Raw genomic sequence first — 23,843 nt, forward strand, 5'->3', positions numbered from 1 at the left:
GGGGTGCGCGGCCCTGCGGTCCTGGCGGCCCGGGTGGTGGGCCGCTCCGACTATGGGGCGCGGCGTGACGCGGGTCACGCTTGCGTTCATAGAGTTCACGCCGCGGCGCGGTGCGGTCCGCCGGTCCGCGCCGCCGCGGCCGTGGCGCGCGCCGGGGCGTGGTGCACACTGACAGGCATGTCCGCGCGTACCCTCCCCCCGCCGCGCCGGCTGGTGCGCAGCCTGGCCGGACAGCTCTTCGTCGTCCAAGTGGTCATCGTCGCCGCCGTGGTGGCCGGCGGGGCGGTGCTCGCCTACCTGTTCACCGCCGACCGCACCGAGGACGCCGCCCGCCGCCAGGTCACCGCCGTCGCCCGCGCCGTCGCCGACTCCCCGGCCGTGCGCGCCGCCGTCACCGCGCCCGACCCGACGGCCGTGCTCCAGCCGTACGCCGAGCAGGTGCGCGTCGACACCGGGGTCTCCTTCGTCACCGTGATGGACACCGGCGGCGTCCGCTGGACGCACCCGCTGCCCGAGCAGATCGGGCGCACCTTCCTCGGCCACATCGACTGGGCACTGGCCGGCGAGACCCGCAGCGAGACGTACACCGGCACGCTCGGCCCCTCGGTGCGGGTGGTCACCCCGGTGCTGGACGAGCGGCACCGGGTGGTCGCCCTGGTCAGCGCGGGCCTGACGGTGCAGTCCATCTCCGAGCAGCTGCGCGGCCCGCTGCTCGCCCTGGTCGGCGTCGCGGCGGGCGCGCTCGCCGTCGGCGGGATCGGCACCTACCTCGCCAACTCCCGGCTGCGGCGCCACACCCACGGCATGGGACCGGCCGAACTCAGCCACCTCTACGAGTACCACCAGGCCACCCTGCACGCCGTCCGGGAGGGGCTGGTGCTGCTCGACCGCGACCGCCGGGTGGTGCTCTGCAACGACGCCGCGCGTGAACTCCTCGGCCTGGAGGGGACGGTGGAGGGGCGGCCGGTCGCCGATCTGGGTCTGCCGGCGGCGCTGGTGGCGGCCGTCTCGGGGGCCGGGCCGGTCCGCGACGAGGTGCACCTGACGGCGGAGCGCGTGGTGGTGCTCAACACCTCCACCATCGGCACCGGGCTCGGCCGCGTCCTCACCCTGCGCGACCACACCGAACTCCAGTCGCTGAGCGGCGAACTGGACTCGGTGCGCGGCTTCACCGAGGCGCTCGGCGCGCAGGCGCACGAGGCCGCCAACCGGCTGCACGCCGTCGTCTCGTTGATCGAACTCGGCCGCCACCGCGAGGCGGTGGAGTTCGCCACCGCCGAACTCGCCCTCGCCCAGCGGCTCACCGACCGGGTGGTGGCCGCCGTCGGCGAGCCCGTGCTGGCCGCGCTGCTGCTCGGCAAGGCCGCCCAGGCGGCCGAGCGGGGCGTGGAGTTGACGCTCACCCCGGACAGCTCCATCGACGACGGGGTGCTGCCGCCCCACCTGAGCGCCCGCGACCTCATCACCGTCCTCGGCAACCTGATCGACAACGCCGTGGACGCCGCCATCGCCGGCGCGGCCGCGCGCCCCGACCCGCCGGAGGTCACCGTCACCGCCCGGATCGACGGCGAGCACCTGCTGCTGCGGGTCGCCGACACCGGCGAGGGCATCGCCCCGGGCGCGGTGGAGGACGTGTTCCGGCGCGGCTGGAGCACCAAGCGGGACGGGCGGGGGAGCGAGCGGGCCGGCGGTCCCGGTGCTCACGGCGGCGGTGACGGTGACGGTGGCCGCGACGCTCGGCACGGGCGCGGACTCGGGCTCGCCCTCGTCGCCCAGGCCGCCCGGCGCAACGGCGGCACCGTCGAGGTCGGCCGCGACCGCGGCGCCGTGCTCACCGTCCGCCTGCCGCTCGACCGGCCGGTCCGCGAGGGCGCGGGCGCGGGTTCGGGCGCGGGTTCGGGGGAGCCCGGGCTCGGACGTCTGGTGGTGGCCCCGTGAGCGGCCGACCGCAGGACCGACCGAAGGACCGGGCGCAGGACCGGGCGCGGCCGGACATCTCCGTGCTGGTCGTCGAGGACGACCCGGTGGCCGCCGCCGCCCACACCCTCTACGTCGAACGCGAACCGGGCTTCCGCGCCGTCGGCACCGTGCACGGCTGCACGCAGGCCCTGCGCTTCCTGGAGCGCGCCCGCGCCGCCGGACGGCCCGTCGACCTGCTGCTGCTCGACCTCTACCTGCCCGACGGGCACGGCCTCCAGCTCTGCGGCACGCTGCGCACCGCCGGGCACACCACCGACGTCATCGCCGTCACCTCCGCCCGCGACCTCGCGATGGTCCGCCAGGCCGTCTCCGCGGGCGTCGTCCAGTACCTGCTGAAGCCCTTCGCCGCCGCCGCGCTGCACGACCGCCTGGAGCGCTACGCCCGCTACCGGGACACCCTCGCCCGGACCGGCCCGGCCACCGGGCAGGACGAGGTCGACCAGGCGCTCGCGCTGCTGCGTTCGCCCGAACGCACCGTGCTGCCCAAGGGGTTGTGCGCGCCGACCCTGGACACCGTCGCCGGCGTGCTGCGCGCGGCCCGCACCGGCCTGTCCGCCGCCGCCGCGGGCACGGCGGCCGGCGTCTCGCGGATCACCGCCCGCCGCTACCTGGAGCACCTGGTCGACACCGGACTCGCCGCCCGCGAGCCCCAGTACGGCACCGTCGGCCGCCCGGAGCTGTGCTACCGCTGGACGGGCGGAGGCCGGGGCGGAGGTGGCGGCGGGCAGGGGTGAGCCGGCCCGGGGCCGTCAGCGGGTGACGAACTGGGTGAGCAGGGCCTGCACCTCGTAGATGTCGACGCCCTTGGTGAAGTTCTTGGAGATCGGCAGCGCCGCGCCCGACACCCAGATCTTCAGTTCGGCGTCCAGGTCGAAGTTGCCGGCGGTCTCCACGGCGTAGTGGGTGATCGACCGGTAGGGGATCGAGTGGTACTCGGTCTTCTTGCCGGTGATGCCCTGCTTGTCGACGAGGATCAGCCGGCGGTCGGTGAACAGGAAGGAGTCGCGCAGCAGTTGGTAGGCGGCCTGGACGTGCTCGCCCTCGCCGAACAGCTTGGCGAACTCCTTCTGGGCCTCGTCGTTGTCCACCCGGTGGGCGTTGCCGAAGAGCGCCATGGCGGTTCCTCTCGTCGAGCACCCGGGGTGGGTGCGGAGGGTTCCGAGTCTGGCACGCCGGTGATCATGGGCGGGGGGCGGCCCTGGCGGTGGTCCTCCCGTCGGCGTCCCCGCCGGCGCCGTGCGGGGTCCGTTCGGCGAGGGCGAGGTAGCGGTCGTCGGCGTCCGTGTAGGAGACCAGGTGCCAGCCGGCGGCGGCGAGCAGGGGGCGGAGGTTGGGCTCGGCCCGCAGGTCGTCCGCAGTGAGGGCGCGGCCGTGGCGGGCGGCGAGGGCGGCGCGGCCGACGGGGTGGAACAGCGCGAGCCGGGCGCCGGGGCGCGAGACCCGGGCCAGTTCGCCGAGCGCGCGGGCCGGGTCGGGGAGGTGGGAGATCAGGCCGGCGGCGAAGACGGCGTCCAGCGCGGCGTCGGGCAGGGGGAGCCGGGCGCAGTCGGCGAGCAGCAGGTCGGCGGTGCCGGGGTGGCCGGCGGCGGCCTCGTGCAGCATCTCCGGGGTCACGTCGGCGCCGAACACCCGGCCCGCCGGGCCGACCGCGGCGCGCAGCGGCGGCAGGGCGCGGCCGGTGCCACAGCCGGCGTCGAGCACCGAGTCGCCCGGGCGCAGGGCGAGTTCGGCGACGGCGGCGGTGTAACGCGGGCCGTCGTCGGGGAACTTGGCGTCCCAGCCGGCGGCGCGGACGGCGAAGAACGCGCGGGTGCGGGCCAGTTCGGCGGCGTACTCGGCCTCGGCGGCACTCTCGGCGGTGGGCCCGGACGCGGGATCGGGCGCGGGCACGGGCCCGGACGTCGGCTCGGTGGACGGTGACGGCGGCATGCGGTGAGGGTAGCGCGAGGCGGGGGAGCACGAGGCCGGGGAGCGTGAGGCCGGGCCGCTCGGGCCGCTCGGGCCGTGACCTCCGGGCAGCCCGGTCGTTGGGCAAACGGGCCCGCTGTCACCCGCACGGGTGGTTCCGGTGGCCCGGGGGCGGATCCGGACGGACCTGAGAAGTAAGGTTAGGCTCACCTAAATTCTTGGGAGTCCTCCTTGACGCTCGCCGCTGAGCCCGCCACCGGTCCGACCGTCCCCGTGCCTGCTCCTTCCCCTGCCTCCGGCCTCGCGCCCGCCCCGGTCCCTGACGGCACCCCGGCCGCCGCCGTGCTGCGGCGCCAGCGCGTCCGCGAGTCCGCCGCCCGCACCTACGCGCGCTCGTTCCCGATCGTCCCGGTGCGCGCCAACGGGATGACCGTCGAGGGCGCCGACGGCCGCCGCTACCTCGACTGCCTCTCCGGCGCGGGCACCCTCGCGCTCGGCCACAACCACCCCGTCGTCCTGGAGGCGATCCGCCGCACCCTGGACAGCGGCTCCCCGCTCCACCTGCTCGACCTCGCCACCGCCGAGAAGGACGACTTCACCACCGCGCTGTTCGAGAGCCTGCCGCCCGCCTTCGCCGACGGTGCGCGCGTCCACTTCTGCGGCCCCGCCGGGACGGACGCCGTCGAGGCCGCGCTCAAACTGATGCAGACCGCCACCGGCCGCTCCGGCGCCCTCGCCTTCACCGGCGCCTACCACGGGATGACCGCCGGCGCCCTCGCGCTCACCGGCAACGTCGCCGTCAAGGAGCCGCTGCCCGGCGGCGGCGAGGTGGTCCGGCTGCCCTACCCCTACGGCTACCGCTGCCCGTTCGGGGTCGGCGGCCGGGCGGGCGCCGACCTGTCCGCCACCTACGTCGAACGGCTGCTCGACGACCCGTCCGGCGGCGTCGTGCCGCCCGCCGCGATGGTCCTGGAGGCCGTCCAGGGCGAGGGCGGCGTCGTCCCCGCCCCCGACGACTGGCTGCGCGCCATGCGCCGGATCACCGCCGAACGCCGCATCCCCCTCGTCGTCGACGAGGTGCAGACCGGCGTCGGCCGCACCGGCGCGATGTGGGCGGTCGAGCACAGCGGGATCGTGCCGGACGCGATGGTGCTCTCCAAGGCGATCGGCGGCAGCCTGCCGCTCGCCGTCGTCGTCTACCGCGCGGAGTACGACGGCTGGCGCCCCGGCGCGCACACCGGCACCTTCCGCGGCAACACCCTCGCCATGGCGGCCGGCGCCGCCACTCTGCGGTACGTCGCCGCGAACGGGCTCGCCGAGCGGGCCGCGGTGGTCGGCGCGCGGATGACCGAACGGCTGCGGGCGCTGGCCGGGGAACTGCCGGTGATCGGCGACGTGCGCGGGCGCGGGCTGATGATCGGTGTGGAGCTCGTCGACCCGGCGGCCGAACCGGACGCCTGCGGGGCCCGGCCGGCCGCACCCGCCCTCGCCGTCCGGGTCCGCGAGGCGTGCCTGGCGCGCGGACTGATCGTCGAGCTCGGCGGGCGGCACGACGCCGTGCTGCGGCTGCTGCCGCCGCTCACCGTGACGGACGAGCAGGCGGCCGCGGTGCTGGACCGGCTCGCCGACGCCATCGCGGCGGCCTCGGCCGCGGGGCCGGCGGTGTCCGCGTGAGCGCGGGCGGCGTCGGCGCTGTAGGCGGAGCGGGCGACGGCGGTTCGCTCGGCGGACCCGGCCCGCTCGACGCGCTCTCCGGCGGCGTCGGCGGCCCCGCCGCGCTCGGCCCGCTGCTCGCCACCGTCCTCGACGCGCTGGAGACCGGCGCCACCCGGCGCGGCGGCCCGCTGCCCACCGGCCGCCCCGCCGACCTCGCCGCCCGGACCGCCGAGGCGCTCGCCGCCGCCCGCGGCCCCCACGCCCTCGCCCGCCTCACCGAACTCCTCGCTCACGGCGCCGCCGACCCCGCCGACCCCTACTGCGCCGCCCACCTGCACTGCCCGCCGCTCGCCGTCGCCACCGCCGCCGACCTCGCCGTCAGCGCCCTCAACCCCTCCCAGGACTCCTGGGACCAGGCCCCCGCCGCGACCGCGCTGGAGACCGCGCTGCTCGCCGAACTCGCCGCCCTGGTCGGCTACGACCCGGCCCACGCCACCGGCGTGCTCACCTCCGGCGGCACGGAGTCCAACCTCATGGGCCTCATGCTCGCCCGCGACCAGAAACTCGACGGCATCGTCGAACTCGACGGCCTCCTCGGCCTGCCCCCCGGCACCCGGCCCCGGATCCTCGCCTCCCGGGCCGCGCACTTCTCCGTCCAGCGGGCGGCCGCCCTGCTCGGCCTCGGCGAACGGGCCGTCGTCCCCGTCGACGTCGACCGCGACCTGCGGATGGACCCGGCCGCACTCGAACGCGCCCTGGCCGAGACCGTCTGGGCCGGGGACACCCCCCTCGCCGTCGTCGCCACCGCCGGCACCACCGACACCGGCGCCGTCGACCCGCTGCCCGCCGCCGCCGACCTCGCCGCCCGTTACGGCGCCTGGCTGCACGTCGACGCCGCGTACGGCGGCGGCGCCCTGCTCTCCGACCGGCTCGCCCCGCTGCTGGCCGGCATCGAACGGGCCGACTCCGTCTCGCTGGACTGGCACAAGCTCGGCTGGCAGCCCGCCGCCGCTGGCGTCTTCCTGGTCCGCCGCGCCGAGACGTACGTCTCGCTCGCCCGCCGCGCCGCGTACCTCAACCCGGCCGACGACGAAGAGTCCGGCTATCCGAGCCTGCTCGGCCTCTCGCTGCGCACCACCCGGCGGCCGGACGCGTTCAAACTCGCCGTCACCCTGCGCACCCTCGGTCGCGCCGGACTCGGCCGGCTCGTCGACGCCTGCCACGACCTCGCGCTCGCCGCCGCCGGCACCGTCCGGGCCGAACCGGAACTCGAACTGCACGCCGACCCCGTGCTGACCGCCCTGCTGTTCCGCTACCGGCCGGTGGGCGGGGCGGGCGCCGGCGCCGAGGACCCGGCCGCGCTCGACCGGGTCAACGCCGAGCTGCGCCGGAGCCTGCTGCGCACCGGCCGGGCCGTGGTCGGCCGCACCGAGCTGCCCGGCGAGGGCCCGGGGCGGGTGCGGCTCAAGCTGACCCTGCTCAACCCGCACACCACCCCCGAGGAGGTCAGCGGGCTGCTCGCCGAGGTCGTCCGCGCCGGCCGCCGGGCGTGGAGCGCGGCGCGCTAGCCCGGACGGCCCCGGACGGCCCCGGACGGCCCCGGCCGGGGCCGTCCGGGCTCCCGGGCTCCCGTGCTTCTACGGCGCGAGCAGGATCTCCCGGCAGCGCTCCCAGGTGGCCGGGTCGGCGGCGACGAGCAGGCCGTCCTCGCCGCCGGGGGCCTCGGGACGGTAGGGGGTGCCGTCGAGGCGGGCGGAGCGGCCGCCGGCCTCGGTGAGCAGGAGCGAGCCGGGCGCGTGGTCCCAGGGGAGGGTGCGCCAGTAGAGAATGAAGTCCAGGGCGCCCTCGGTGACGTCCGGGTACTCGATTCCGGCGGCGTGGCGGCCCGGGGTGATCTCGCCGAAGGCGGCGGTGTTGGCCTCGACCAGCCGGCGGCGGGACGGGTCGAGGAAGCGGCTCTTCACCGAGCCGCGCCACTTGGCCGGGTCGGTGCCGGCCGGGACGCGGGTGAGGCGGTGGCCGTCGCGCCAGGCGCCGGAGCCGAGTTCGGCGGTGTAGGTGGTGGCGGTGACGGGCTGGCGGATCCAGGAGGCGACCGTCTCGCCGCCGCGCACCAAGGAGACCATGACGGCGTACTCGGGTCGGCCGGCGATGAAGTTGGCGGTGCCGTCGACGGGGTCCACGAGCCAGGCGGCGGGCTCCTCGTGCAGCGCCCGGGCGAGGGCCGGGTCGGCGGCGACCGCCTCCTCGCCCACCACCGGGACGGGCAGCAGCTCGCGCAGCCGCCGCGCGATGATCACCTCGGCCTCCCGGTCGGCGACGGTGACCACTTCGCCGGGGGCCTTCTCCATCACCTCACCGGCCGCCAGCGCCCGGAACCGGGGCTCCACCGCCTCGGCCGAAGCCTCGGCGATGATCTCCGCCACCTTCTCCATCAGCACGTGCCCGCTCCCTTCGCCGGCTACCACTTTCGCACGTCAGTGCGGGCGGCGTGCGGCGGGGCGCGGGGGTGGTGGGTCCGGCGGGGGCCGGGGCGGGGGCTGACGACTGACAGCTGACAGATTTCAGATAACAGATAACAGATTTCAATAGCTGTCAGCTGTCAGTCGTCACCCGTTCCCCGCTCCGGCGCCCGCGATCAGCGCGGAGACCACGCGCGGGGCGCGGAACTCCTGGACCACCAGGACGTTGCCGGAGTCGCCGTACCCGGCCAGGGCGCGTAGCGCCTCCCAGGCGGTCATCTCGACCTGCCCGGTGCCGAGCGCGATCCCGGTGAGCAGGACCAGCAGTGCGGCGGCGGCCGCGGACCAGACGGCGGTCCGGGCGCGGCGGCGGGCCACCGAGGTGCCGGTGGTCCTGCCCGTCGCGGCCCCTCCGGCCCCTCCGCTCCTGCCGGACTGTTCGGTCCTGCCGGAGCCGTCGGGCCGGTCGGGCTTATCGAGGGCCGTGCTCATCGGGCCACCTTCCGGGCCAGCACCGCGAGCAGCGGCGCGCCGAGGAAGGCCGTCACGATGCCGACCTCCAGCTCCGAGGGGCGGGCCACCATCCGGCCGAGCACGTCGGCGGCGAGCAGCAGCACCGGACCGGCGATCAGACAGCCGGGCAGCAGCGCCCGGTGGTCGTTGCCGAGCAGCGGGCGGACCAGGTGCGGGGCGGCCAGGCCGATGAACGCGACCGGGCCGGCCACGGCCACCGCGGAGCCCGCGAGCAGCACGACGGCGAGGCCGCCGAGCACCCGGATCCGGGCCACCGGCACACCGAGCGACTGGGCGCTCTCGTCACCGAGCGCGAGCGCGTTGAGCGAGGGCGCGACGGCGAACGCGCCGATCAGCCCGAGCGCCAGGAACGGCAGCACCGGCGCCAGGGTGTCCAGATGCCGCCCGGCGACCGAACCGGCCAGCCAGAACCGGGCCTCGTCCAGGGTGCGGTGGCTGGTCAGCATCAGCGCGGACGTCCAGGAGGTGAGCACCACGGTGAGCACGGTGCCGCCGAGCGCGAGGCGCACCGGGTCGAGGTCCCCGCCGCGGCGCGACATCGCGTACGCGGCGACGGCGGCGAGCGCGGCCCCGGCGAAGGCGAACCAGACGTACTCGACCGGGCGGGTCAGTTCGAACGTGTAGATCGCGGCGACCACGGCGAAGCTCGCGCCGGCGTTGATGCCGAGGGTGACCGGCGAGGCGAGCGGGTTGCGGGTGACGCCCTGGGCGACCGCCCCGGCGACGCCGAGCGCCGCCCCGACGGCGAGGCCGATGAGGGTGCGCGGCACCCGAAGCCCCGTCACGACGTCGGCGTCGCCGCCGTGCTCGCTCCCGGTCAGCGCGCCGATGACGGTGTGCGGAGGGATCGTGCGCGAGCCGAGCGCGGCGCACAGCGCGAGCACGCCGAGCCCGGCGGCCAGTACCAGCGGGAGCCGGGCCGGCGAGCGGCGGGTCTGGGCCGGGGGAGCGGGAGCCGGCGGATCGGTGGTCAGCACGGGGGGAGATATTAGGTTAGGCAAGCCTAATGCCGAAGTCCTGGGCGGATTGGTCCGTACCGGGGACACCCCGGGGCGGGTGGCCGGGGTCGGCATGTGCGGGTCGCCGACTGCCTATAAGGTGAGCCTCACCTAATGCGATCTCGGGAGTGCCGATGATCTTCTCGGGTCCACCGCTGCCTGCCGTCGTGCCCGACGTCGTGCCCGGTGTCCTGCCCGGTGCCCAGGCGGCCGTCGTGCCGCCCGTCGCACCGCTCGCCGCGCCGGTCGCCGCCCCCGTGGCGCCGCGTCCCGCGAACCCGCTGGACGCCGACTACCGGCTGCTGCTGGACCTCTGCCCGGTGCTCCGGGTGCGACTGATCGCGGCGGACGAACCCGACCCCGCGCCCGCGCAGGGCTGGTACTCCGCCGCCCAGCTGGCCCGCGAGCCGGACGCGCTGGAGCGGGCGCTGGCCGGCGAGGCCGAACGCATCGCCCCCGTCGCCGCCGCGCACGGCACCGCCCCGCGCCCGCACGTGGCCGCCTCCCGGCTGCTCCACCACTACCTCTGGTCGCTCTGCGTGCTGATCGCCGGGCCCTGGTGGCTGGGCGGGCGCGTCCCCTCGATCGACGGCGCGGACCTGTGGCTGCACGCCCCCACCGGCGACCTCGCGCTCCGCCCGGGCGCCCATGTCACGCTCCCCGGCGAGGACGAGCTGCGCGCCGAACTGCGCGCCGCCGTCGTCGCCCACGCCGAACCGCTGCTCGCCGCCTTCGCCGCCCCCACCCGGCGCGGCACCCGCGCGCTGTGGGGCATGGTCACCGACGACCTCGCCTCGGCGATCTGGTACCTCGGCAAGCGGCTCGACGCGCGCGCCCCGGGTCCCGGCACGGCCCACGAGGACGCCGCCGTCGCCGCCGCGGCGGCCGTCCTGCCCGGGCGCACCGACCCGCTGCCCGGTGCCGCCGGCTTCCGCGTGCTGCGCGGCGAGGACGGCCGCACCCACCACACCCGCACGCGCCTCGGCTGCTGCCTCTACTACGCCGTCGAGCCGGCCCGGGCCTGCGTCACGTGTCCGCGGACCGCTGACGAGGAACGGCTGCGCAGACTCTGACGGCCCGTCCGGCCGCCCGCCCGGCGCGCGCCGGGTAGGCTCGGTGCCCGTGATCGACTCCACCACCCACGTCCGGGTCGCACGCCCTTCCCGGGATCTCGCCGCGGCCGAGCGCTTCTACGTCGACGGACTCGGTCTCGCCGTCCTGTGGCGCAGCACCGAGCGCGTCCCCGGCCGGCACGACCTCCTGATGGTCGGCCCCTCCGGCGGCGGCTGGCACTTCGAGCTCACCCGCGACCCCCAGCACCCCGTCGAGCCGGCGCCCACCGTCGACGACCTCTTCGTCGTCTACCTCGGCGCCCCCGTCGACGAGGCGCTGGTCCGCCGCCTGGAGGACGCCGGCGGCACCCGCGCGCCCGCGCACAACCCCTACTGGGACGAGTACGGCGTCACCGTGGCCGACCCGGACGGCTACCGCCTGGTGCTCTGCGCCCGCCGGTGGAGTTCCTGACCGGGCGGGACTCCCGAGCAGCGCGCCGGCGGTGCGAGGCGGTGTGCCGCGTACGCCGTTCGCGCTGCCCGAGGACCGTCGCAAGCCCCAGCCGTGCCCGACGGGGCATCAGAGCAGGACGTCGGCCAGCCGCTTGAGGTCGTCGCGCACCGACTCCCGTTCCTCCTCGGTGAGTTCGGCGGCGACGCCCTCGGCCCGTTCGGTGAACGTCCGGGCGCTCGCGCCGTCCGCGAGGCGGTGGGCCAGGTCGGCGCGCATCGCCAGGATGCGGAACAGCAGCACCGGCGCGGGCGGTCCGTCCGGCCGGGCCAGCGCGCGGTCCAGTACCCGGGCGGCCGCGGCCGGGTCCTCCTTCGAGTCGGCGAACAGCGCCGCGTGGTGCAGCGCCTTCGCGAATGGCTCCTCGGGGGCGGGCTGGTGCCGCTGGTCGGCGCGGATCGGCTGGCCGATCCGCAGGCAGTTGCCGCCGGGGTCGGTCACCAGGAACTGCCGTACGCCGTGCGAGGTGTCGGCGACCGGGCCGATGCGCGGCAGCCCGCGGGTCGGCACCCGACCGTAGGCGGACCGCAGGCCGTCCTGGAAGGCGGCGTGCAGCGCGTCCACGTCGTCCGTGCGGACCAGGCAGGTGCTGTAGGACGCGCCCGGGTCGTACTGCTTCATGCCGAAGAAGTGCAGCTGGATGGCGCCGCGCTGGACCACGGCGTACGGGTTGGGGCTTTTCTGATGGAGGGTCACCTCGAAGCCGAGCGCGGTGTAGAACTCGAGCACTGGTGGGAGGGCCTGACAGGGCAGGATCGGAACCGTCGATTCGACCATGCCCGCTGACTTTACCCCTGGTTGACCGCGATCCGGAGGCTTCCGGTCAGATGTCGGCCCCGGGAACGCGGCGTCCGTACGCGAGGAGCGGCAACTCCTCGGCCGGTCGGGCGACCGTCCGACTGCCGCTTCCGTACGACCGGTCGAGATCGGTGGCGCGCAGCCGGACGCCGTCCGGGCGGGCGCCGAAGAACCGCAGGGTACGCGGGGTGACGTCCTCCGGCAGTGGACGCAGCCGCTCGGCGGGCACCCGGCGGCCGAGGCCGAGTGCGACGGTGATGTCCGGGCCGTGGACGACGTCGTGCCCCAGCGCGGCGGCGAGACCGCCGACCGGCGGTGTCCACGGGGGTCCGCGTTGTCCCGCGGGGTGGCGGCGAGTTGGGCCCCGGTGGGCACGCGGGCGTCGCGGCGGGCGAAGCGGTCGGTCGTCCGGTGCGGGCCGCCGCCCGAGCGGACCGGCTCGACGGCGATCCGCGGCATCCGGTGGCGAAAGCCCGTGCCCAGGTGCGCCGCCACCTCGCGCACCCGCCAACCCGCGCGGAGCGAGGGCGAGTTCCACCGCGCATCGGACAGGCCGTCCAGGACGTCGGCGAGTTCGCGCCGCTCGGCGGCGACCGCGGAGCGCAGGTCGGCGGCACGGTGCGGGTGGGTGTTCCGCGTGATCACCAGGCTGCGGGACGCGGTGGCCGGAAGTCCAGGAGCCGGTTCTTCCGGTCCCTGGAACCGACGGTCATGGAGCTCCGGCAGTTGCGGTACCTGGTGGCGGTGGTCGAGGGGGCGGATTCACCCGGGCGGCCGAGCGCCTGCACCTCGCGCAACCCGGGATCAGCGCGCAGACCCGTCAGCTGGAGCGCGAACCGGGCCGGCAACTGCCCGACCGCACCGGGCGCTCGGTCACCCGGCGGAGGCGGGGGCGGCCGTCCTGCCGTACGCGGCGTTCGACGCGGCCGGGCCGGTCACGTCGTGAGCCGCTTGACCATCACGCGCTCCGCCGTCCCGCCCGCGTCTCCGCCCGCTGCCCCGCCCGCGTCTCCGCCCTCACTCGCGTCGACGAACCCGTGGCGCCGGTACAGCGCGAGGGCGGCCGCGTTGCCCGGCAGCACGGCGAGGCGCAGCGACGTGCCGCCCCCGCGCCGCGCCCACGCCTCGACGGCGGCGAGCAGCCGGTCCCCGACCCCGCGCCCCCGGGCCTGCGGACCGACCCAGACCGAGCGCAACTCGCGCACGCCGTCCCCGTCCCCGTCCCCGTCCCCGTCCCCGGGCACCCCGCCCGCCAGACCGACCGGCCGCCCGTCCGCCGGCACCGCCACCACGTGCACGGCGTCCGGCCGCGCGAACCGGGCGCGCCACTGCGCCTCGCCGCCCGTGGGCCAGTCCGCCAGCCGCACCTTGAACGCGTACGGCGCATCGGCGAGCGCGGCCAGCCGGGCGTCCCGCCACAGCGGCCAGTCGGCGGGGTCGGCGGGCGTCAGGACGCGGAGATCGATCACGTGGGCCAGTCTGCGGCCGCCGGCGGGGGCCGTCCAGGGCGCCCTGGGCTCAGCGGACCACCGGCCCGCCGCCGCCGCGCCAGTCCGTGAGCCGCTTGCGCACGCTCGGCACCATCGCCGGTCCGTCGCTCTCCTCCGGCGTGAACCAGCCGACCCCGGACGACTCGTCGGACGTCCGCAGCACGCCCCCGACCGGCCGTCCGAGCAGGCAGATCGAGAACTCCTGCCGCACCTCGCCGTCGTCGTAGGCCATCACGTGGGAGGGGTCGGTGTAGGTCCCGACGATCCCGGTGACGACGATCTCGATCCCCGTCTCCTCCCGGGTCTCCCGCACCCCGCAGGCGCCGATCGACTCGCCCAGCTCCATCGTCCCCCCGGGCAGCGCCCACATCCCGTTGTCCGTGCGCCGCTGCAACAGCACCCGCCCCGACACCTCGTCGACCACGACCACGGAGGCCGCCGGCACCGGACTGTTCGCCGCCGGAGCCCCGGGATTGTCCTCGTAGTCCCGCCTGGCCATGCCGTCCCTCCCTCTCCCGCTCCCTCTCCTAGCCGATGGCCTCCCAGATGAGGACATGGCCGTTGAAGGTGTAGGTGAACCCGGTTCCGTCGTAGCCCTCCACGGTGACCAGGCCGACCCGGCCGTTGATGGTACGTACGCAGAACCGGGTGCCCGTCTCGACCAGCAGGGCCTCGGTCGCCTGGGAGCTGAGCAGGTCGGCGCACCGCTTGCGGGTCGGATCCTGCGGGCCGGTGTACGGCGCGAGCGCCGGCAGGGGTGGGAAGCCGCCGACGCCACCCACGGCGGTCGCGCCCTGGCCGCTGCCGGGGGTCGGGTAGTTGACGCCGAACCCCGGGAGGTACAGCGAGGGCTCCTGATTGCTCAGCACCCGCGGCGGGTTCTCGTCGAGGTCCACCGAGCCGGCGAGCCGGACCGTCCCCTCGAAGCGCACGGTCTCCTTGACCGATGCCACCGGGGACGGCCTCGCCGGGGTGGTCGCCGGTGGAGCCGTGGTGGTGACCGGCGGGGCCGGTGGAGCGGGGGCCTCGGCCGTGGGGGCGAGCGTGAAGCCGGGCTCCGCGGGGGCCGGGGGCTGCGGAGTGGGCGTGGGCGTCGGGCTCGGCGTCGGGCTCGGTGTCGGTGTCGGTGTTGGCGAAGGCGGTGCGGGCGGGCCGGGGACGGGCTGCGTGACCTGGGCGCCGGTGTCGTTGGAATCGTCCCCGACCAGCCTCTGTCCGATCTCCGTGCCCGCCACCGCCGCGCCGGCCAGGACGGCGCAGGCGAGCACGACGAGCCACCCCCGGGAGCGGCGCGGCGGCGGGGGCGGCGGCTGGGTGATGGTGATGCTGCCGTGGGCGATGTACGCCGAGCCGCCGCCGGAGACGTTTCCCGACTGCCCACGGCCCCGGGGCCCGGGGTTTCGCGTGCTCATTTCGTGATCGTGATGTCGCCGCCGGCGATGTACGCCGAGCCGCCGCCGGTCACGTGCGCGTACTGGGCCCGCCCGCCGACGACGGGCCCCGTCGCCGGTACGGGCCGCTCGGTGGCCAGCAGTGCGCGCAGGCGGTCCGCCAGCTCCGGGTTCCGGGCCAGCAGATAGGTGAAGCGCTGCTCCCACTCCTGTCCGGTGCGCGTCGCGGCACCGTCGTCCCCCTGCTCCTGCGCGGCGACGAGCACCTGACGCGCGGTGTCGAGCGCGGCGCCGATCGCCTCACCCTGCTCCGGCGCGGCCTGCTGCCACAGTTCGACGATCCCGTCGCGTACCCGCTGCCACGACGTGCCGAGCAGCAGACCGGTGACCGCCGGACCCGCCGTCCGCGCGAGTTCCAGGACGTGGTCCATGGTCGAGGTTCCCCCCTCCGACTCCGGAACCGGCGTGCGGTGCCGGTCCCTGCGGCGCACAGCATAGGGATCAGCGGGCCCGGTGCGAGGACGCGGCACGCCATTCGATGCCCTTTCGCGACAGGCTGTCTGACGGACCGACGGGAATTGTCGGTGGTGCGTGCAAGGATCACCGCCATGAGTGAGCAGGCGTTCGACTGGCGGTCCTTCCTCGTCCGCTGGAGCGAGGAGTGGGCCGGCGCGTGCACCGGTCCGGGGGAGCTCCGGGACGGGGACGAGGAGGCGTGGCGGGCACGCCGGCTGGGGTTCGCCGGGGCCCCGGCGGAGCGGGTCGCGGCGGCGCAGGCCGAGCTGGGGTGCGTGCTGCCGCCGTCGTACCGGGAGTTCCTCGCGGTGAGCGACGGGTGGCGGCACGCCGGTGGCTTCGTCTTCCGGCTGGCCGGGACGGACGGCGCGCGCTGGCACCGGGACGCCGACGGGACCAGCGAGTACTTCGAGGACGACGAGTCGGCGGGCATGTGGGACCGGGCCCTGCAGCTCGACGTCGAGTCGGACCTGACGCGCGTCCTGCTCGATCCGGGCGACGCCGGCGCCGATGGGGAGTGGGCGGTGTACTGCTACGCCTCGTGGCGGGCCGCGCCGCCCGTGCGGTACCCGTCGTTCCGGGCGTTCATGGTGGCCATGTACCAGGAGTTCCACCGCCTGAGCGCCCACCGGCACGGCGCGGCGTTCGTCAACGCCACCACCCGCGAGCAGGACGCGCGCGTCGCGGCCGCCCGGCAGGACGCGCTGGCCGGGGCGTACCAGCGGGCGCGGGAGGCGCTGGCCGAGGCCGTCGCGTACGGGCGGCCGCGTGCCCTCGGCATGCTCGACCAGCTCCGCCGGTTCGAGCAAGGGACGCCCGATCCGACCTTCGGTGAACTGCCGCGCGATCCCGCCTACCTCGGTGAGGTGGTGCCGGTGCTCGCGGCCCACCATGTGCGGACCGGGCAGGACACGACCGCGTGGGGGTACAGGCTGCGGGTGGGCGCCGGCGATCTGCGGGCCGCGGCCGACGAGGTGCTCCGGCAGGTGCGTGGGCGCCAGTACCGCTACACCGCGTCCGGCCCGTTCGGCGAGGCCGTCGAACGGGCACGGGAGCAGGCGCGCTGGGGCGCCACGGACGCCGCCTGGCGGACGCTGCGCCCCGCGCTGCCGCACTGGACGCCGGTCGGGCCGGACCACCTCGCACCGGTCGGGCTGCTCGCGGACCCGCTGCTGGGGCCGCTGCTCACGGCGGAGCGCGGTCGGGAGCTGCTGGCCACGCCGCGGGGCCTGCCCGACGGGGCGGCGGGGGAGCCGGGGGGCGAGGAGCCCGAGTCCGCGGGGGACGGCCTCGCCTGGCTCGCCCTGGAGCCGCGATCCGACCGGCCCCGGCCCTACCGCTTCGTGCTGGTGGAGGGGGTGGCCCCGGACGGGCTTCCGGCCGTCCTCGCCGGGGAGGGCGCGGTCCTGGAGCCGCCCGCGAGCCGTTGGGAGGCCGAGCGGGACCGGCTCCGGGGCCGGACGGTCTTCTCCTCCGAGGACCCGGAGCCCGCGTTCGTCGGCCACGCGGGCGGTGACGGCGGGTCCGGCTGGAGCTTCGCCTTCGAGGTCCAGACCTGGGCGGGGTCGGCGGGGTCGGCGGGGCCGCGTATCGCCGCCCCGGCCGTGACGGCCTCCGGCCGGACGGGCGGGCGGGCCCTCGCCGTGTTCGTCGTACCGGAGGAGGGCTTCTTCCACGTGTCCGTGGCCGACGGCGGACAGGAGCGGTACGGGTTCACCGTGCGCGGACCGGAGATCGGCCGTAGCGGAATGGCGGACGTGCCGCCCGCCCTCGACCCGGACCGCCACTTCGGTCCGCACGCCCATGGCCGCCAGGGTGAGCACGGCCTGCTGACCGCGCTCGCCGTCGAGTTCGGGGTGGCGCTGCCCCGGTTCGCGCTCACCGAGGGGCGGCTGCACGTCTTCGCCGACCCGTCGTGGACGCCACCCCGGCTGCCGGGTGAGGGTCTTGTGCGGGTGGTTGTGTCCGGCGGGCTTCAGCCGGCCCCGGATACCGGGGACGCGCCGGACCTGCTGGAGGCGCCGGCGGCACCGCCCGCTCCCGGGGAGTCCGGGACGCCCTGAGTACCGTCGGGGCCGGGGCCGGAGCGCCGCCGCTCCTCCCACTCCTGCCGGAGCATGCCGAACAGCAGGCGGTCGTAGCGGACTCCGGCGACCAGCACGGCGGACCGGCGGCGCCCCTCCTCGCGGAAGCCGAGCCGGGTGAACGCGCGGGCGGCGCGGGCGTTGCCGCTCCAGGTGTCCAGCTCCAGGCGGTGCAGCGGGAACGCGCCGAACAGGTGGTCCACCAGCAGGCCGAGCGCCTCGGAGCCGTAGCCGCGGTCCCAGAAATCCCGCTCGCCGATGGCAATCCCGACCTCGGCGACGCCCTCGTACGGGTCGAGGCCCCGGTAGTCGACCAGGCCGATCGGACGGCCGCCGGCCGTCTCCTCGACGGTCAGCATGCCGGCCTCGCGTGCGTTGAGCCGCAGGATCCGCTCGAAGCGGTCCGCCAGCGCCTCGGCGGTGGTCGGGCCGAAGAGCGGATCCCCGGCCGCGGCCAGCCGGATCACCTCGGGGTCGTTGCGCCACCGGAGGTGGTGCTCCGCGTCCTCGGCGCGCAGGGCGCGCAGCCGTACTGCCTTACCTTCGATCATGACCGGATGGTAGGCCCGGGCCCGCCCTGCCGACATCCGGTTTCCCGGTGCGGGCCGGGCTGGGGGGTCGGGCGGGGTCGGGTCAGGCTGTCGTCAGGCGGCGAGGTGGTGACGGATCTGGTCGAGGATCAGACCGGCGCCGGTGTAGCCGATGCCGAGCATCCAGAGGTTGTCGTCGACCTGGTAGACCTTGCCGGTGCGGACGGCGTCGAGGCTGTTCCACAGCGTGCCGCCGACGATCTTCGTGTGGTCGGACTTGGCCGCGTCGCCGTAGACCGAGTAGAAGATGACGTCGGCGGCGGCCTGGTCGACCTGCTCGGGGCTGATCTCGATCGAGAAGCCGGGCTTGTTCTGGTTGGCGGGGCGCCCGACGCCGAGGTCGGTGAGGATCGAGCCGATGAAGGTGTCGTTGAGGTACAGGCGGGTGGGCGCACCGGCCAGGAAGCGGGCCATCTCGACCTTGAGGGCGGCCGCCTTCTGCGGACCGCCGAGCGCGGTGACCAGCTCGGCCAGCTTCGCCCGGTACGCCTGCTCGGCGGCGGCCGCCTCGCTCTGGCGGCCGAGGGCCTCGGCGTGCAGCCGGACGTTCTCCTTCCAGGCCGGGCCGGTGGTCCTGCTCAGCACGGTCGGCGCGATCTTGGAGAGTTCGTCGTAGCGCTTGTCGTCGCGGACCTGGTTGCTGAGGATGACGTCCGGGCGGAGGCCGGCGATGGCCTCCAGGTCGGGCGAGCCGATGGTGCCGACGGTCCTGACGCCCGCGAGGCGTTCGGCGGGGAGGTAGGCGGAGAGCGGCGCGCCGGCGGTGCCGGTGGTGGCGCCGACCGGGGTGATGCCCAGGGTGACGGCGGAGTCCAGGGCGTCGGTGTCCAGGACGACGACCCTGGTTGCCCGGGCCGGGACGGTGCTCTCGCCGCGCGCGTGCCGGACGACGCGGCCGTCCGGGGCGTTCGATCCGCCCGCCTTCGCCGGGCCGCCGGAACCGCAGGCGGTGAGCGCCAGTCCGGAGGCGAGCCCGGCGGTCAGCGTGAGCAGCCGGCGGCGGGTCGGGGGAGTGCGGAGGCGGTGGGGGTGGCCGGGAGCGTCGGGCATCGGGCGACTCCGTTCCGGAGGCAGACGGCGAGGCGTCCCATCCCTGCCCGGCGGCGCGGACCGTTACGCGTCAGCGTGTGTGCGCGCACGGCGGGTGGCGGCTGACAAATGACAGCTGACAGATATCAGAAAACAGATAACAGATTTCGTCAGCTGTCAGCTGTCAGTCGTCGGCCGGTGGGTCGCCGGCCGTCAGCCGTCCTCCCGGTGCTCCAGACGCTGGCGGAGCAGTTCGTCGTAGTCGGCGTGCACCCGGCGGTCCATCGCCAGTGCGAACTGGGCGTCGGTGACCGTCCGCGCGAGGGGGCGGACCCGCAGGACCTGCTCGGTCAGCCGGGCGGCCTCGCCGGGCGGCAGCGGAGTGTCGCCGGCCAGCGCGCCGAGCAGGTGCTCACGCACCAGGGAGGTGAAGATCTCGGCGATCGCCGTCACGTGCTCCTGTGTCTGCCGACTGGCCTCCAGGACCACCGAGAGCGGCACACCCTCCGCGACCAGCGCGACGGTGGCGTCCATCAGCCGCCGGCTGACGTGGGTGATCCCGTCCTCCTCGATCGTGATGAAGCCCTGGGCGATGGACTCGGCGGTGTTCTCCTCGGTCAGCTGGTCCCCGAGGGCAGCCTTCAGCTCGTCCCAGTCAAGGCGGACCGGCGTCTCGTCGGACCACGGCGCGACGATCGCCGCCTCCAGGCCGATCAGCTCGGCGACGTCCCGCCCGCTCTCCCCGGCGCCGATGAGCTCGGCGATGCCGCCCAGGGTGTGGCCGCGCTCCAGCAGTTCGGCGATCATCCGCAGCCGGGCCAGGTGGGCCTCGCCGTACCAGGCGATCCGCCCCTGCCTGCGCGGCGGTTGGAGAAGCTTGCGCTCGCGGTAGAAACGCAGGGTGCGGGTGGTGATCCCGGCCGCTTCGGCCAGTTCCTCCACCCGGAACTCGCGTTGTCTGTCCTCGGCAGCAGCTTCGACCTTGTCCACGGCGCTCAGCATAGGACCGGCGATCGTCCGATCGGGTCGGTCGGGCTTCTTCCATCAACTGTCAACAAGGGCTACCCTGCCAACCGTGCCAGTGATTGATGGCACGGTTGGCGTGACCCGCGCCGCGCCGAGCCGAGCAGCGGCGACGCGCGCCCCACGGCCCCCACCTCCAGGAGGACGCCGCATGGCATCCAGCAGCAAGCGCCCCCGCCCTCGCGCGTCCGACGCCGAGGCGACCGTCCCCGACGAGGCCGCGTCCACCGGGGGCCAGCCCGCCGCGGAGCGGCCCGCCGTGGACGAGCCGGTCGCGGAGCGGCCCGTCGCGGTGCAGTCCGCCGAGGAACGGGCCGCCGGGCCCGAGCCCGTGGGCGACCAGCCCGTCCCGCACGTCCGGGTCGCCGTCATCGGCTCCGGCTTCGGCGGTCTCGGCGCGGGCGTCCGGCTGCGCCGCGCCGGCATCACGAGCTTCGTCATCCTGGAGCGCGCCGACTCGGTCGGCGGCACCTGGCGCGACAACAGCTATCCCGGCTGCGCCTGCGACGTCCCCTCCCACCTCTACTCCTTCTCCTTCGCCCCCAACCCGGACTGGCCGCGCAGCTTCTCCGGCCAGCCGGACATCCGCGCCTACCTGGAGAAGGTCACCGACGTCTTCGGCCTGCGCCCCCACCTGCGGCTCAACACCGAGGTCGTCGAGGCCCGTTGGGACGTCGAGCGGACCCACTGGCGGATCGCCACCACGGCCGGCCGCTGGACCGCCGACGCCATCGTCTCCGCCGCCGGCCCGCTCGCCGACCCGCAGATCCCCGACCTGCCCGGCCTCGACTCCTTCCCGGGCGAGGTGTTCCACTCCTCCCGCTGGGACCACGACTTCGACCTCGCCGGCAAGCGCGTCGCGATGGTCGGCACCGGGGCCTCCGCCGCCCAGATCATCCCGGCGATCCAGCCGGAGGTCGGGAAGCTGACGGTCTTCCAGCGCACCCCGGCCTGGGTCCTGCCGCGCCGCGACCGGACGATCACCGAGCTGGAGAAGTGGCTGCACGGCCGGTTCCCCTTCACCGCCAAGGTCCGCCGCGGCGCCCTGTTCGCGCTGCGCGAGCTCCAGGTGGACGCCTTCGTCCGGCGCCCGGGCCTGCTCCGGGCGGTCCAGCGGCTCGCCGAACGGCACATCGCCGACGGCGTCGCCGACCCGGCCCTGCGCGCCCGGCTCACCCCCGACTACCGGATCGGCTGCAAGCGCATCCTGCTGAGCAACACCTACTACCCGGCGCTCGCCGCCGCCAACACCGAGGTGGTGTCCGGCGGCCTGCGCGAGGTGCGCGGTTCGGCCCTGGTCGGCGCCGACGGCAGTGAGCACGAGGTGGACGCGATCGTCTTCGGCACCGGGTTCCACGTCACCGACATGCCCATGGGCTCCCGGGTCTTCGGCGTCAACGGCACCAGCTTCGCCGAGGAGTGGAAGGAGGGCATGGAGGCGCTGCGCGGCTCCACCGTGCACGGCTTCCCGAACTTCTTCTTCGTCATCGGTCCCAACACCGGCCTCGGCAACAGCTCGATGATCCTGATGATCGAGTCCCAACTCAACTACATGATCGACGCGTTGAAGACGCTCGACGAGATCGGCGCGACCGCCATGCAGCCCTCCGCCCGGGCGCAGCGCCGCTGGAACCTCGAACTCCAGCACCGGATGGACCGCACCGTCTGGACCACCGGTGGCTGCCGCAGCTGGTACCTGGACAAGAGCGGCAAGAACACCGTGCTCTGGCCGGGATCGACCACCTCGTTCCGCCGCGCCACCCGCAAGGTCGACCTCACCGAGTATGAACTGATCCTCCGTCAGGACGGCCGTCCGGGACTGTCCGCGACCACCGCCGAGGCCGGGGAGGTCCTGGTATGAGCCGCCCGACGATTCCCGCCGACTTCCTCCCGCCCGTCCCCGCCGAGGAGTTGGCCGTCCTCTCCGCCGACGGGACCAGGCTGCACGTCGAGGTGCACGGGCAGCCCGGCGCGCCGACCGTGGTGCTCGCGCACGGCTGGACCTGCTCGACCCACTTCTGGGCGCCGGTGATCCACCGGCTCGCCGACCGGTACCGGGTGGTGGCCTACGACCAGCGCGGCCACGGCCGCAGCGAGGTCCCGCCCAGCCGGGTGCGCTACTCGACCCGCGCGCTGGCCGAGGACCTGGCGGCGGTGCTCACCCGGGTCGTCCCGCAGGGCGAGCGGGCGGTGCTGGCCGGGCACAGCATGGGCGGCATGACCGTCATGGCGGGCGCCGCCCGGCCCGAGGTCGCCGAGCGCACGGCCGCCGCCGTGCTGGTCTCCACCGGTCCGTCGGACCTGGTCGAGGAACTGCGCGTGGTCCCGGGGGCGGTGCGTTCCCCGGGGGTGCGGCGCTTCCTGCACCGGCAGATCCTGCGCTCGCGGCTGCCGCTCGGACCGGTCGGTCCGCTCACCCGGGCCGCGCTGGGGTACGCGATCATGGGGGCGGGTGCGCCCGCCGCGAGCGTCGAGGCGGCGGCCCGGATCGTGCACGCCTGCCCGACCGGCGTGCGGGCCAACTGGGCCCAGGTGCTGGACCGGTTGGACGTCCGCGCGGGGCTCGCCCGGCTCGCCGCGCCGACGTCGGTGGTGGTCGGCGCCGAGGACCGGCTGACCCCGCCGGTGCACGCGCACCGGATGGTCGCGGCGCTGGCCGACCCGCAGGGGCTGCTCCTGCTGCCCGGGGTCGGTCACATGGCGCCACTTGAGCGGCCGGCCGAGATCGCCGCCGAGATCGACCGGATGGCGACCGCCCACCTTCCGGCTCAGCCGGCCGGCGCCCCTGGTGCCGACACCGACACCGCCGCCGGAACTGTGACCACCACCGACCCCGAGAGGACCGCCGTCGCATGACCGCCACCCCGCCGCTCTCCGCCCAGGTCGCCGTCGTCACGGGAGCCGCGCGCGGCGTCGGCGCCTCGCTGGCCCGCGGCCTCGCTCGCCGCGGTGCCAAGGTCGCGCTGGTCGGCCTGGAACCGGAGGAGCTCAAGGCCGTCGCCGCCCAGTGCGGCCCGGACGCCACCGCCTGGGAGGCCGACGTCACCGACGTCGAGGCGCTCACCGCGCTCGCCGGGCGGATCAAGGAGCACTACGGCCGGATCGACACCGTCGTCGCCAACGCGGGGATCGCGATCGGCGGCCCGCTGCTGCAGAACGACCACCGGGCGTTCAGCCGGGTGATCGAGGTCAACCTGCTCGGCAGCGTGGCCACCGCCCGGGCCTTCCTCCCGGTGCTCGCGGAGAGCCGCGGTTACCTGCTGCAGATCGCCTCGCTGGCGGCGCTCACCCCGGCGCCGCTGATGAGCGCGTACTGCGCGAGCAAGTCCGGCGTCGAGGCGTTCGCCCACGCGATCCGCGCCGAGGTCGCCCACGAGGGCGTCAAGGTCGGTGTTGGTTACCTGAGTTGGACCGACACCGATATGGTGCGCGGGGCCGACGAGGACACCGTGCTCAAGCAGATGCGCGCGCGGCTGCCGTGGCCGGCGAACAAGACGTACCCGCTGGAGCCGGCGGTGGACCGGCTGGTCGCCGGGATCGCCCGGCGCTCCGCCCACGTCTACGCCCAGGCCTGGCTGCGCGGCATGCAGCCGGTCCGCTGGATGCTGCCGTCGCTGATCGCCGCGGTCGGCTCCCGCGACGTGGCCCGGCTTGCGCCCCAGCTCGCCGCGACCGCCGCCACCCGCCTGCGCGCGGTCGGCGCCGGCGGCGCCGCCGACACCGCGGCCCGCTCGGAGCGGCACTGACGGACGGTGGCTGACAGCTGACAGATAACAGATAACAGCTGACAGATATCAATATCTGTCAGCTGTCAGCCACCC

Annotated in this window: 24 protein-coding genes and 2 pseudogenes; 11 read left to right on the plus strand and 15 right to left on the minus strand. The window is 75.6% G+C overall.

Annotation, left to right across the window (positions count from 1 at the left end; all coding sequences use genetic code 11):
* Positions 1 to 177 precede the first annotated feature (177 nt).
* Both ABT238_RS08105 and ABT238_RS08110 read left to right on the plus strand, forming a co-directional pair.
* Complete coding sequence (locus ABT238_RS08105) at positions 178 to 1,938, plus strand: sensor histidine kinase (RefSeq protein ID WP_350756118.1); 1,761 nt, start codon at positions 178 to 180, stop codon at positions 1,936 to 1,938.
* A complete protein-coding gene (locus tag ABT238_RS08110; RefSeq protein WP_350560820.1) occupies positions 1,935 to 2,714 on the plus strand; it encodes a response regulator in 780 nt (259 codons plus the stop codon). Before ABT238_RS08105 ends, ABT238_RS08110 begins: the two co-directional genes overlap by 4 nt.
* Before the next feature lie 15 nt (positions 2,715 to 2,729).
* Here the strand turns inward: ABT238_RS08110 and ABT238_RS08115 are convergent, their stop codons facing one another.
* Positions 2,730 to 3,095 carry a PH domain-containing protein gene (locus ABT238_RS08115; protein ID WP_350560818.1) on the minus strand — a complete coding sequence of 122 codons (366 nt, stop codon included), beginning with the start codon at positions 3,093 to 3,095 and terminating at the stop codon, positions 2,730 to 2,732.
* A 64-nt stretch (positions 3,096 to 3,159) separates the two neighbouring features.
* Entirely contained in the window at positions 3,160 to 3,909 is a 750-nt protein-coding gene (locus ABT238_RS08120; protein ID WP_350560816.1) for a class I SAM-dependent methyltransferase, read from the minus strand.
* 252 nt (positions 3,910 to 4,161) lie between these two features.
* On the opposite strand from ABT238_RS08120, the gene ABT238_RS08125 reads away from it, so the two are divergent.
* A complete protein-coding gene (locus ABT238_RS08125) occupies positions 4,162 to 5,562 on the plus strand; it encodes a diaminobutyrate--2-oxoglutarate transaminase family protein (RefSeq protein ID WP_502891415.1) in 1,401 nt (466 codons plus the stop codon).
* On the plus strand, positions 5,559 to 7,112 hold the full coding sequence (locus ABT238_RS08130) for a pyridoxal phosphate-dependent decarboxylase family protein (protein WP_502891409.1): 1,554 nt from the start codon (positions 5,559 to 5,561) through the stop codon (positions 7,110 to 7,112). Before ABT238_RS08125 ends, ABT238_RS08130 begins: the two co-directional genes overlap by 4 nt.
* Before the next feature lie 69 nt (positions 7,113 to 7,181).
* On the opposite strand, the gene ABT238_RS08135 is transcribed toward ABT238_RS08130, so the two are convergent.
* From ABT238_RS08135 to ABT238_RS08145, 3 genes are all read right to left on the minus strand, one after another.
* On the minus strand, positions 7,182 to 7,979 hold the full coding sequence (locus ABT238_RS08135; RefSeq protein ID WP_350561139.1) for an inositol monophosphatase family protein: 798 nt from the start codon (positions 7,977 to 7,979) through the stop codon (positions 7,182 to 7,184).
* A gap of 174 nt (positions 7,980 to 8,153) precedes the next feature.
* Positions 8,154 to 8,498, minus strand: coding sequence for a hypothetical protein (locus ABT238_RS08140; protein ID WP_350756120.1), 345 nt, complete (start codon positions 8,496 to 8,498; stop codon positions 8,154 to 8,156).
* Positions 8,495 to 9,517 carry a FecCD family ABC transporter permease gene (locus ABT238_RS08145; RefSeq protein ID WP_502891410.1) on the minus strand — a complete coding sequence of 341 codons (1,023 nt, stop codon included), beginning with the start codon at positions 9,515 to 9,517 and terminating at the stop codon, positions 8,495 to 8,497. Before ABT238_RS08145 ends, ABT238_RS08140 begins: the two co-directional genes overlap by 4 nt.
* 188 nt (positions 9,518 to 9,705) lie before the next feature.
* Here ABT238_RS08145 and ABT238_RS08150 point away from each other — a divergent pair, with 188 nt between their 5' ends.
* Both ABT238_RS08150 and ABT238_RS08155 read left to right on the plus strand, forming a co-directional pair.
* Positions 9,706 to 10,611: a (2Fe-2S)-binding protein gene (locus ABT238_RS08150; protein ID WP_350756122.1), complete on the plus strand. Its 906-nt coding sequence runs from the start codon at positions 9,706 to 9,708 to the stop codon at positions 10,609 to 10,611.
* Positions 10,612 to 10,660: 49 nt separating this feature from the next.
* Entirely contained in the window at positions 10,661 to 11,062 is a 402-nt protein-coding gene (locus ABT238_RS08155; RefSeq protein ID WP_502891411.1) for a VOC family protein, read from the plus strand.
* Positions 11,063 to 11,170: 108 nt separating this feature from the next.
* Here the strand turns inward: ABT238_RS08155 and ABT238_RS08160 are convergent, their stop codons facing one another.
* The 3 genes and pseudogenes from ABT238_RS08160 to ABT238_RS08170 all read right to left on the minus strand — a co-directional run.
* Positions 11,171 to 11,878 carry a bleomycin resistance protein gene (locus ABT238_RS08160; protein WP_350756318.1) on the minus strand — a complete coding sequence of 236 codons (708 nt, stop codon included), beginning with the start codon at positions 11,876 to 11,878 and terminating at the stop codon, positions 11,171 to 11,173.
* Positions 11,879 to 11,924: 46 nt separating this feature from the next.
* Entirely contained in the window at positions 11,925 to 12,128 is a 204-nt protein-coding gene (locus ABT238_RS08165; protein ID WP_350756334.1) for a hypothetical protein, read from the minus strand.
* Between the two features lie 74 nt (positions 12,129 to 12,202).
* Positions 12,203 to 12,544, minus strand: a pseudogene (locus tag ABT238_RS08170) (maleylpyruvate isomerase N-terminal domain-containing protein); the annotation flags it as partial.
* Positions 12,545 to 12,610: 66 nt separating this feature from the next.
* On the opposite strand from ABT238_RS08170, the pseudogene ABT238_RS08175 reads away from it, so the two are divergent.
* Positions 12,611 to 12,812 (plus strand): annotated as a pseudogene (locus tag ABT238_RS08175) (LysR family transcriptional regulator); the annotation flags it as partial.
* 22 nt (positions 12,813 to 12,834) lie between these two features.
* On the opposite strand, the gene ABT238_RS08180 reads toward ABT238_RS08175, so the two are convergent.
* From ABT238_RS08180 to ABT238_RS08195, 4 genes are read right to left on the minus strand one after another with little or no spacing between them, the layout of a single operon-like run.
* Complete coding sequence (locus ABT238_RS08180) at positions 12,835 to 13,368, minus strand: GNAT family N-acetyltransferase (protein WP_350756127.1); 534 nt, start codon at positions 13,366 to 13,368, stop codon at positions 12,835 to 12,837.
* A 49-nt stretch (positions 13,369 to 13,417) separates the two neighbouring features.
* The gene (locus ABT238_RS08185) at positions 13,418 to 13,888 is read right to left on the minus strand and encodes an NUDIX domain-containing protein (RefSeq protein WP_350560806.1); all 471 of its coding nucleotides are present in this window, start codon (positions 13,886 to 13,888) and stop codon (positions 13,418 to 13,420) included.
* Between the two features lie 28 nt (positions 13,889 to 13,916).
* Positions 13,917 to 14,801, minus strand: a complete 885-nt coding sequence (locus ABT238_RS08190; RefSeq protein WP_350756129.1) for a hypothetical protein — start codon at positions 14,799 to 14,801, stop codon at positions 13,917 to 13,919.
* Positions 14,798 to 15,211 (minus strand): hypothetical protein, encoded by a 414-nt coding sequence (locus ABT238_RS08195; RefSeq protein ID WP_350560802.1) that lies wholly within the window; start codon positions 15,209 to 15,211, stop codon positions 14,798 to 14,800. The genes ABT238_RS08190 and ABT238_RS08195 overlap by 4 nt, the downstream gene beginning before the upstream one ends.
* A gap of 177 nt (positions 15,212 to 15,388) precedes the next feature.
* Between ABT238_RS08195 and ABT238_RS08200 the strand changes: the two genes are divergently transcribed.
* Entirely contained in the window at positions 15,389 to 17,359 is a 1,971-nt protein-coding gene (locus ABT238_RS08200; RefSeq protein ID WP_350560800.1) for an SMI1/KNR4 family protein, read from the plus strand.
* Here ABT238_RS08200 and ABT238_RS08205 read toward each other — a convergent pair.
* The 3 genes from ABT238_RS08205 to ABT238_RS08215 form a co-directional block, all read right to left on the minus strand.
* Positions 17,272 to 17,931 (minus strand): GNAT family N-acetyltransferase, encoded by a 660-nt coding sequence (locus ABT238_RS08205; RefSeq protein ID WP_350560798.1) that lies wholly within the window; start codon positions 17,929 to 17,931, stop codon positions 17,272 to 17,274. The two genes, ABT238_RS08200 and ABT238_RS08205, sit on opposite strands and share 88 nt — an antisense overlap.
* 93 nt (positions 17,932 to 18,024) lie before the next feature.
* On the minus strand, positions 18,025 to 19,020 hold the full coding sequence (locus tag ABT238_RS08210; protein WP_350560796.1) for an ABC transporter substrate-binding protein: 996 nt from the start codon (positions 19,018 to 19,020) through the stop codon (positions 18,025 to 18,027).
* A 192-nt stretch (positions 19,021 to 19,212) separates the two neighbouring features.
* The gene (locus ABT238_RS08215; protein WP_350560794.1) at positions 19,213 to 19,989 is read right to left on the minus strand and encodes a MerR family transcriptional regulator; all 777 of its coding nucleotides are present in this window, start codon (positions 19,987 to 19,989) and stop codon (positions 19,213 to 19,215) included.
* Positions 19,990 to 20,173: 184 nt separating this feature from the next.
* On the opposite strand from ABT238_RS08215, the gene ABT238_RS08220 reads away from it, so the two are divergent.
* The 3 genes from ABT238_RS08220 to ABT238_RS08230 are packed head-to-tail and all read left to right on the plus strand — an operon-like array spanning position 20,174 to position 23,768.
* Positions 20,174 to 21,883 (plus strand): flavin-containing monooxygenase, encoded by a 1,710-nt coding sequence (locus ABT238_RS08220; protein ID WP_350756131.1) that lies wholly within the window; start codon positions 20,174 to 20,176, stop codon positions 21,881 to 21,883.
* Entirely contained in the window at positions 21,880 to 22,878 is a 999-nt protein-coding gene (locus ABT238_RS08225; protein ID WP_350756133.1) for an alpha/beta fold hydrolase, read from the plus strand. The genes ABT238_RS08220 and ABT238_RS08225 overlap by 4 nt, the downstream gene beginning before the upstream one ends.
* Positions 22,875 to 23,768 (plus strand): SDR family oxidoreductase, encoded by an 894-nt coding sequence (locus ABT238_RS08230; RefSeq protein WP_350560788.1) that lies wholly within the window; start codon positions 22,875 to 22,877, stop codon positions 23,766 to 23,768. Before ABT238_RS08225 ends, ABT238_RS08230 begins: the two co-directional genes overlap by 4 nt.
* Positions 23,769 to 23,843: the final 75 nt, after the last annotated feature.

Origin of the sequence: Kitasatospora sp. NPDC001527 (assembly GCF_040298605.1) — a bacterium.
Lineage (GTDB): Bacteria > Actinomycetota > Actinomycetes > Streptomycetales > Streptomycetaceae > Kitasatospora.

What these genes read in the sequence shown, in the direction of transcription:
- ABT238_RS08200 (WP_350560800.1), top strand. Translation starts at nt 15,389, where the DNA reads ATGAGTGAGCAGGCGTTCGACTGGCGGTCCTTCCTCGTCCGCTGGAGC.
- ABT238_RS08195 (WP_350560802.1), bottom strand. Translation starts at nt 15,211, where the DNA reads ATGGACCACGTCCTGGAACTCGCGCGGACGGCGGGTCCGGCGGTCACC.
- ABT238_RS08105 (WP_350756118.1), top strand. Translation starts at nt 178, where the DNA reads ATGTCCGCGCGTACCCTCCCCCCGCCGCGCCGGCTGGTGCGCAGCCTG.
- ABT238_RS08140 (WP_350756120.1), bottom strand. Translation starts at nt 8,498, where the DNA reads ATGAGCACGGCCCTCGATAAGCCCGACCGGCCCGACGGCTCCGGCAGG.
- ABT238_RS08135 (WP_350561139.1), bottom strand. Translation starts at nt 7,979, where the DNA reads ATGGAGAAGGTGGCGGAGATCATCGCCGAGGCTTCGGCCGAGGCGGTG.
- ABT238_RS08230 (WP_350560788.1), top strand. Translation starts at nt 22,875, where the DNA reads ATGACCGCCACCCCGCCGCTCTCCGCCCAGGTCGCCGTCGTCACGGGA.
- ABT238_RS08220 (WP_350756131.1), top strand. Translation starts at nt 20,174, where the DNA reads ATGGCATCCAGCAGCAAGCGCCCCCGCCCTCGCGCGTCCGACGCCGAG.
- ABT238_RS08185 (WP_350560806.1), bottom strand. Translation starts at nt 13,888, where the DNA reads ATGGCCAGGCGGGACTACGAGGACAATCCCGGGGCTCCGGCGGCGAAC.
- ABT238_RS08210 (WP_350560796.1), bottom strand. Translation starts at nt 19,020, where the DNA reads ATGCCCGACGCTCCCGGCCACCCCCACCGCCTCCGCACTCCCCCGACC.
- ABT238_RS08205 (WP_350560798.1), bottom strand. Translation starts at nt 17,931, where the DNA reads ATGATCGAAGGTAAGGCAGTACGGCTGCGCGCCCTGCGCGCCGAGGAC.
- ABT238_RS08160 (WP_350756318.1), bottom strand. Translation starts at nt 11,878, where the DNA reads ATGGTCGAATCGACGGTTCCGATCCTGCCCTGTCAGGCCCTCCCACCA.
- ABT238_RS08190 (WP_350756129.1), bottom strand. Translation starts at nt 14,801, where the DNA reads ATGAGCACGCGAAACCCCGGGCCCCGGGGCCGTGGGCAGTCGGGAAAC.
- ABT238_RS08120 (WP_350560816.1), bottom strand. Translation starts at nt 3,909, where the DNA reads ATGCCGCCGTCACCGTCCACCGAGCCGACGTCCGGGCCCGTGCCCGCG.
- ABT238_RS08225 (WP_350756133.1), top strand. Translation starts at nt 21,880, where the DNA reads ATGAGCCGCCCGACGATTCCCGCCGACTTCCTCCCGCCCGTCCCCGCC.
- ABT238_RS08115 (WP_350560818.1), bottom strand. Translation starts at nt 3,095, where the DNA reads ATGGCGCTCTTCGGCAACGCCCACCGGGTGGACAACGACGAGGCCCAG.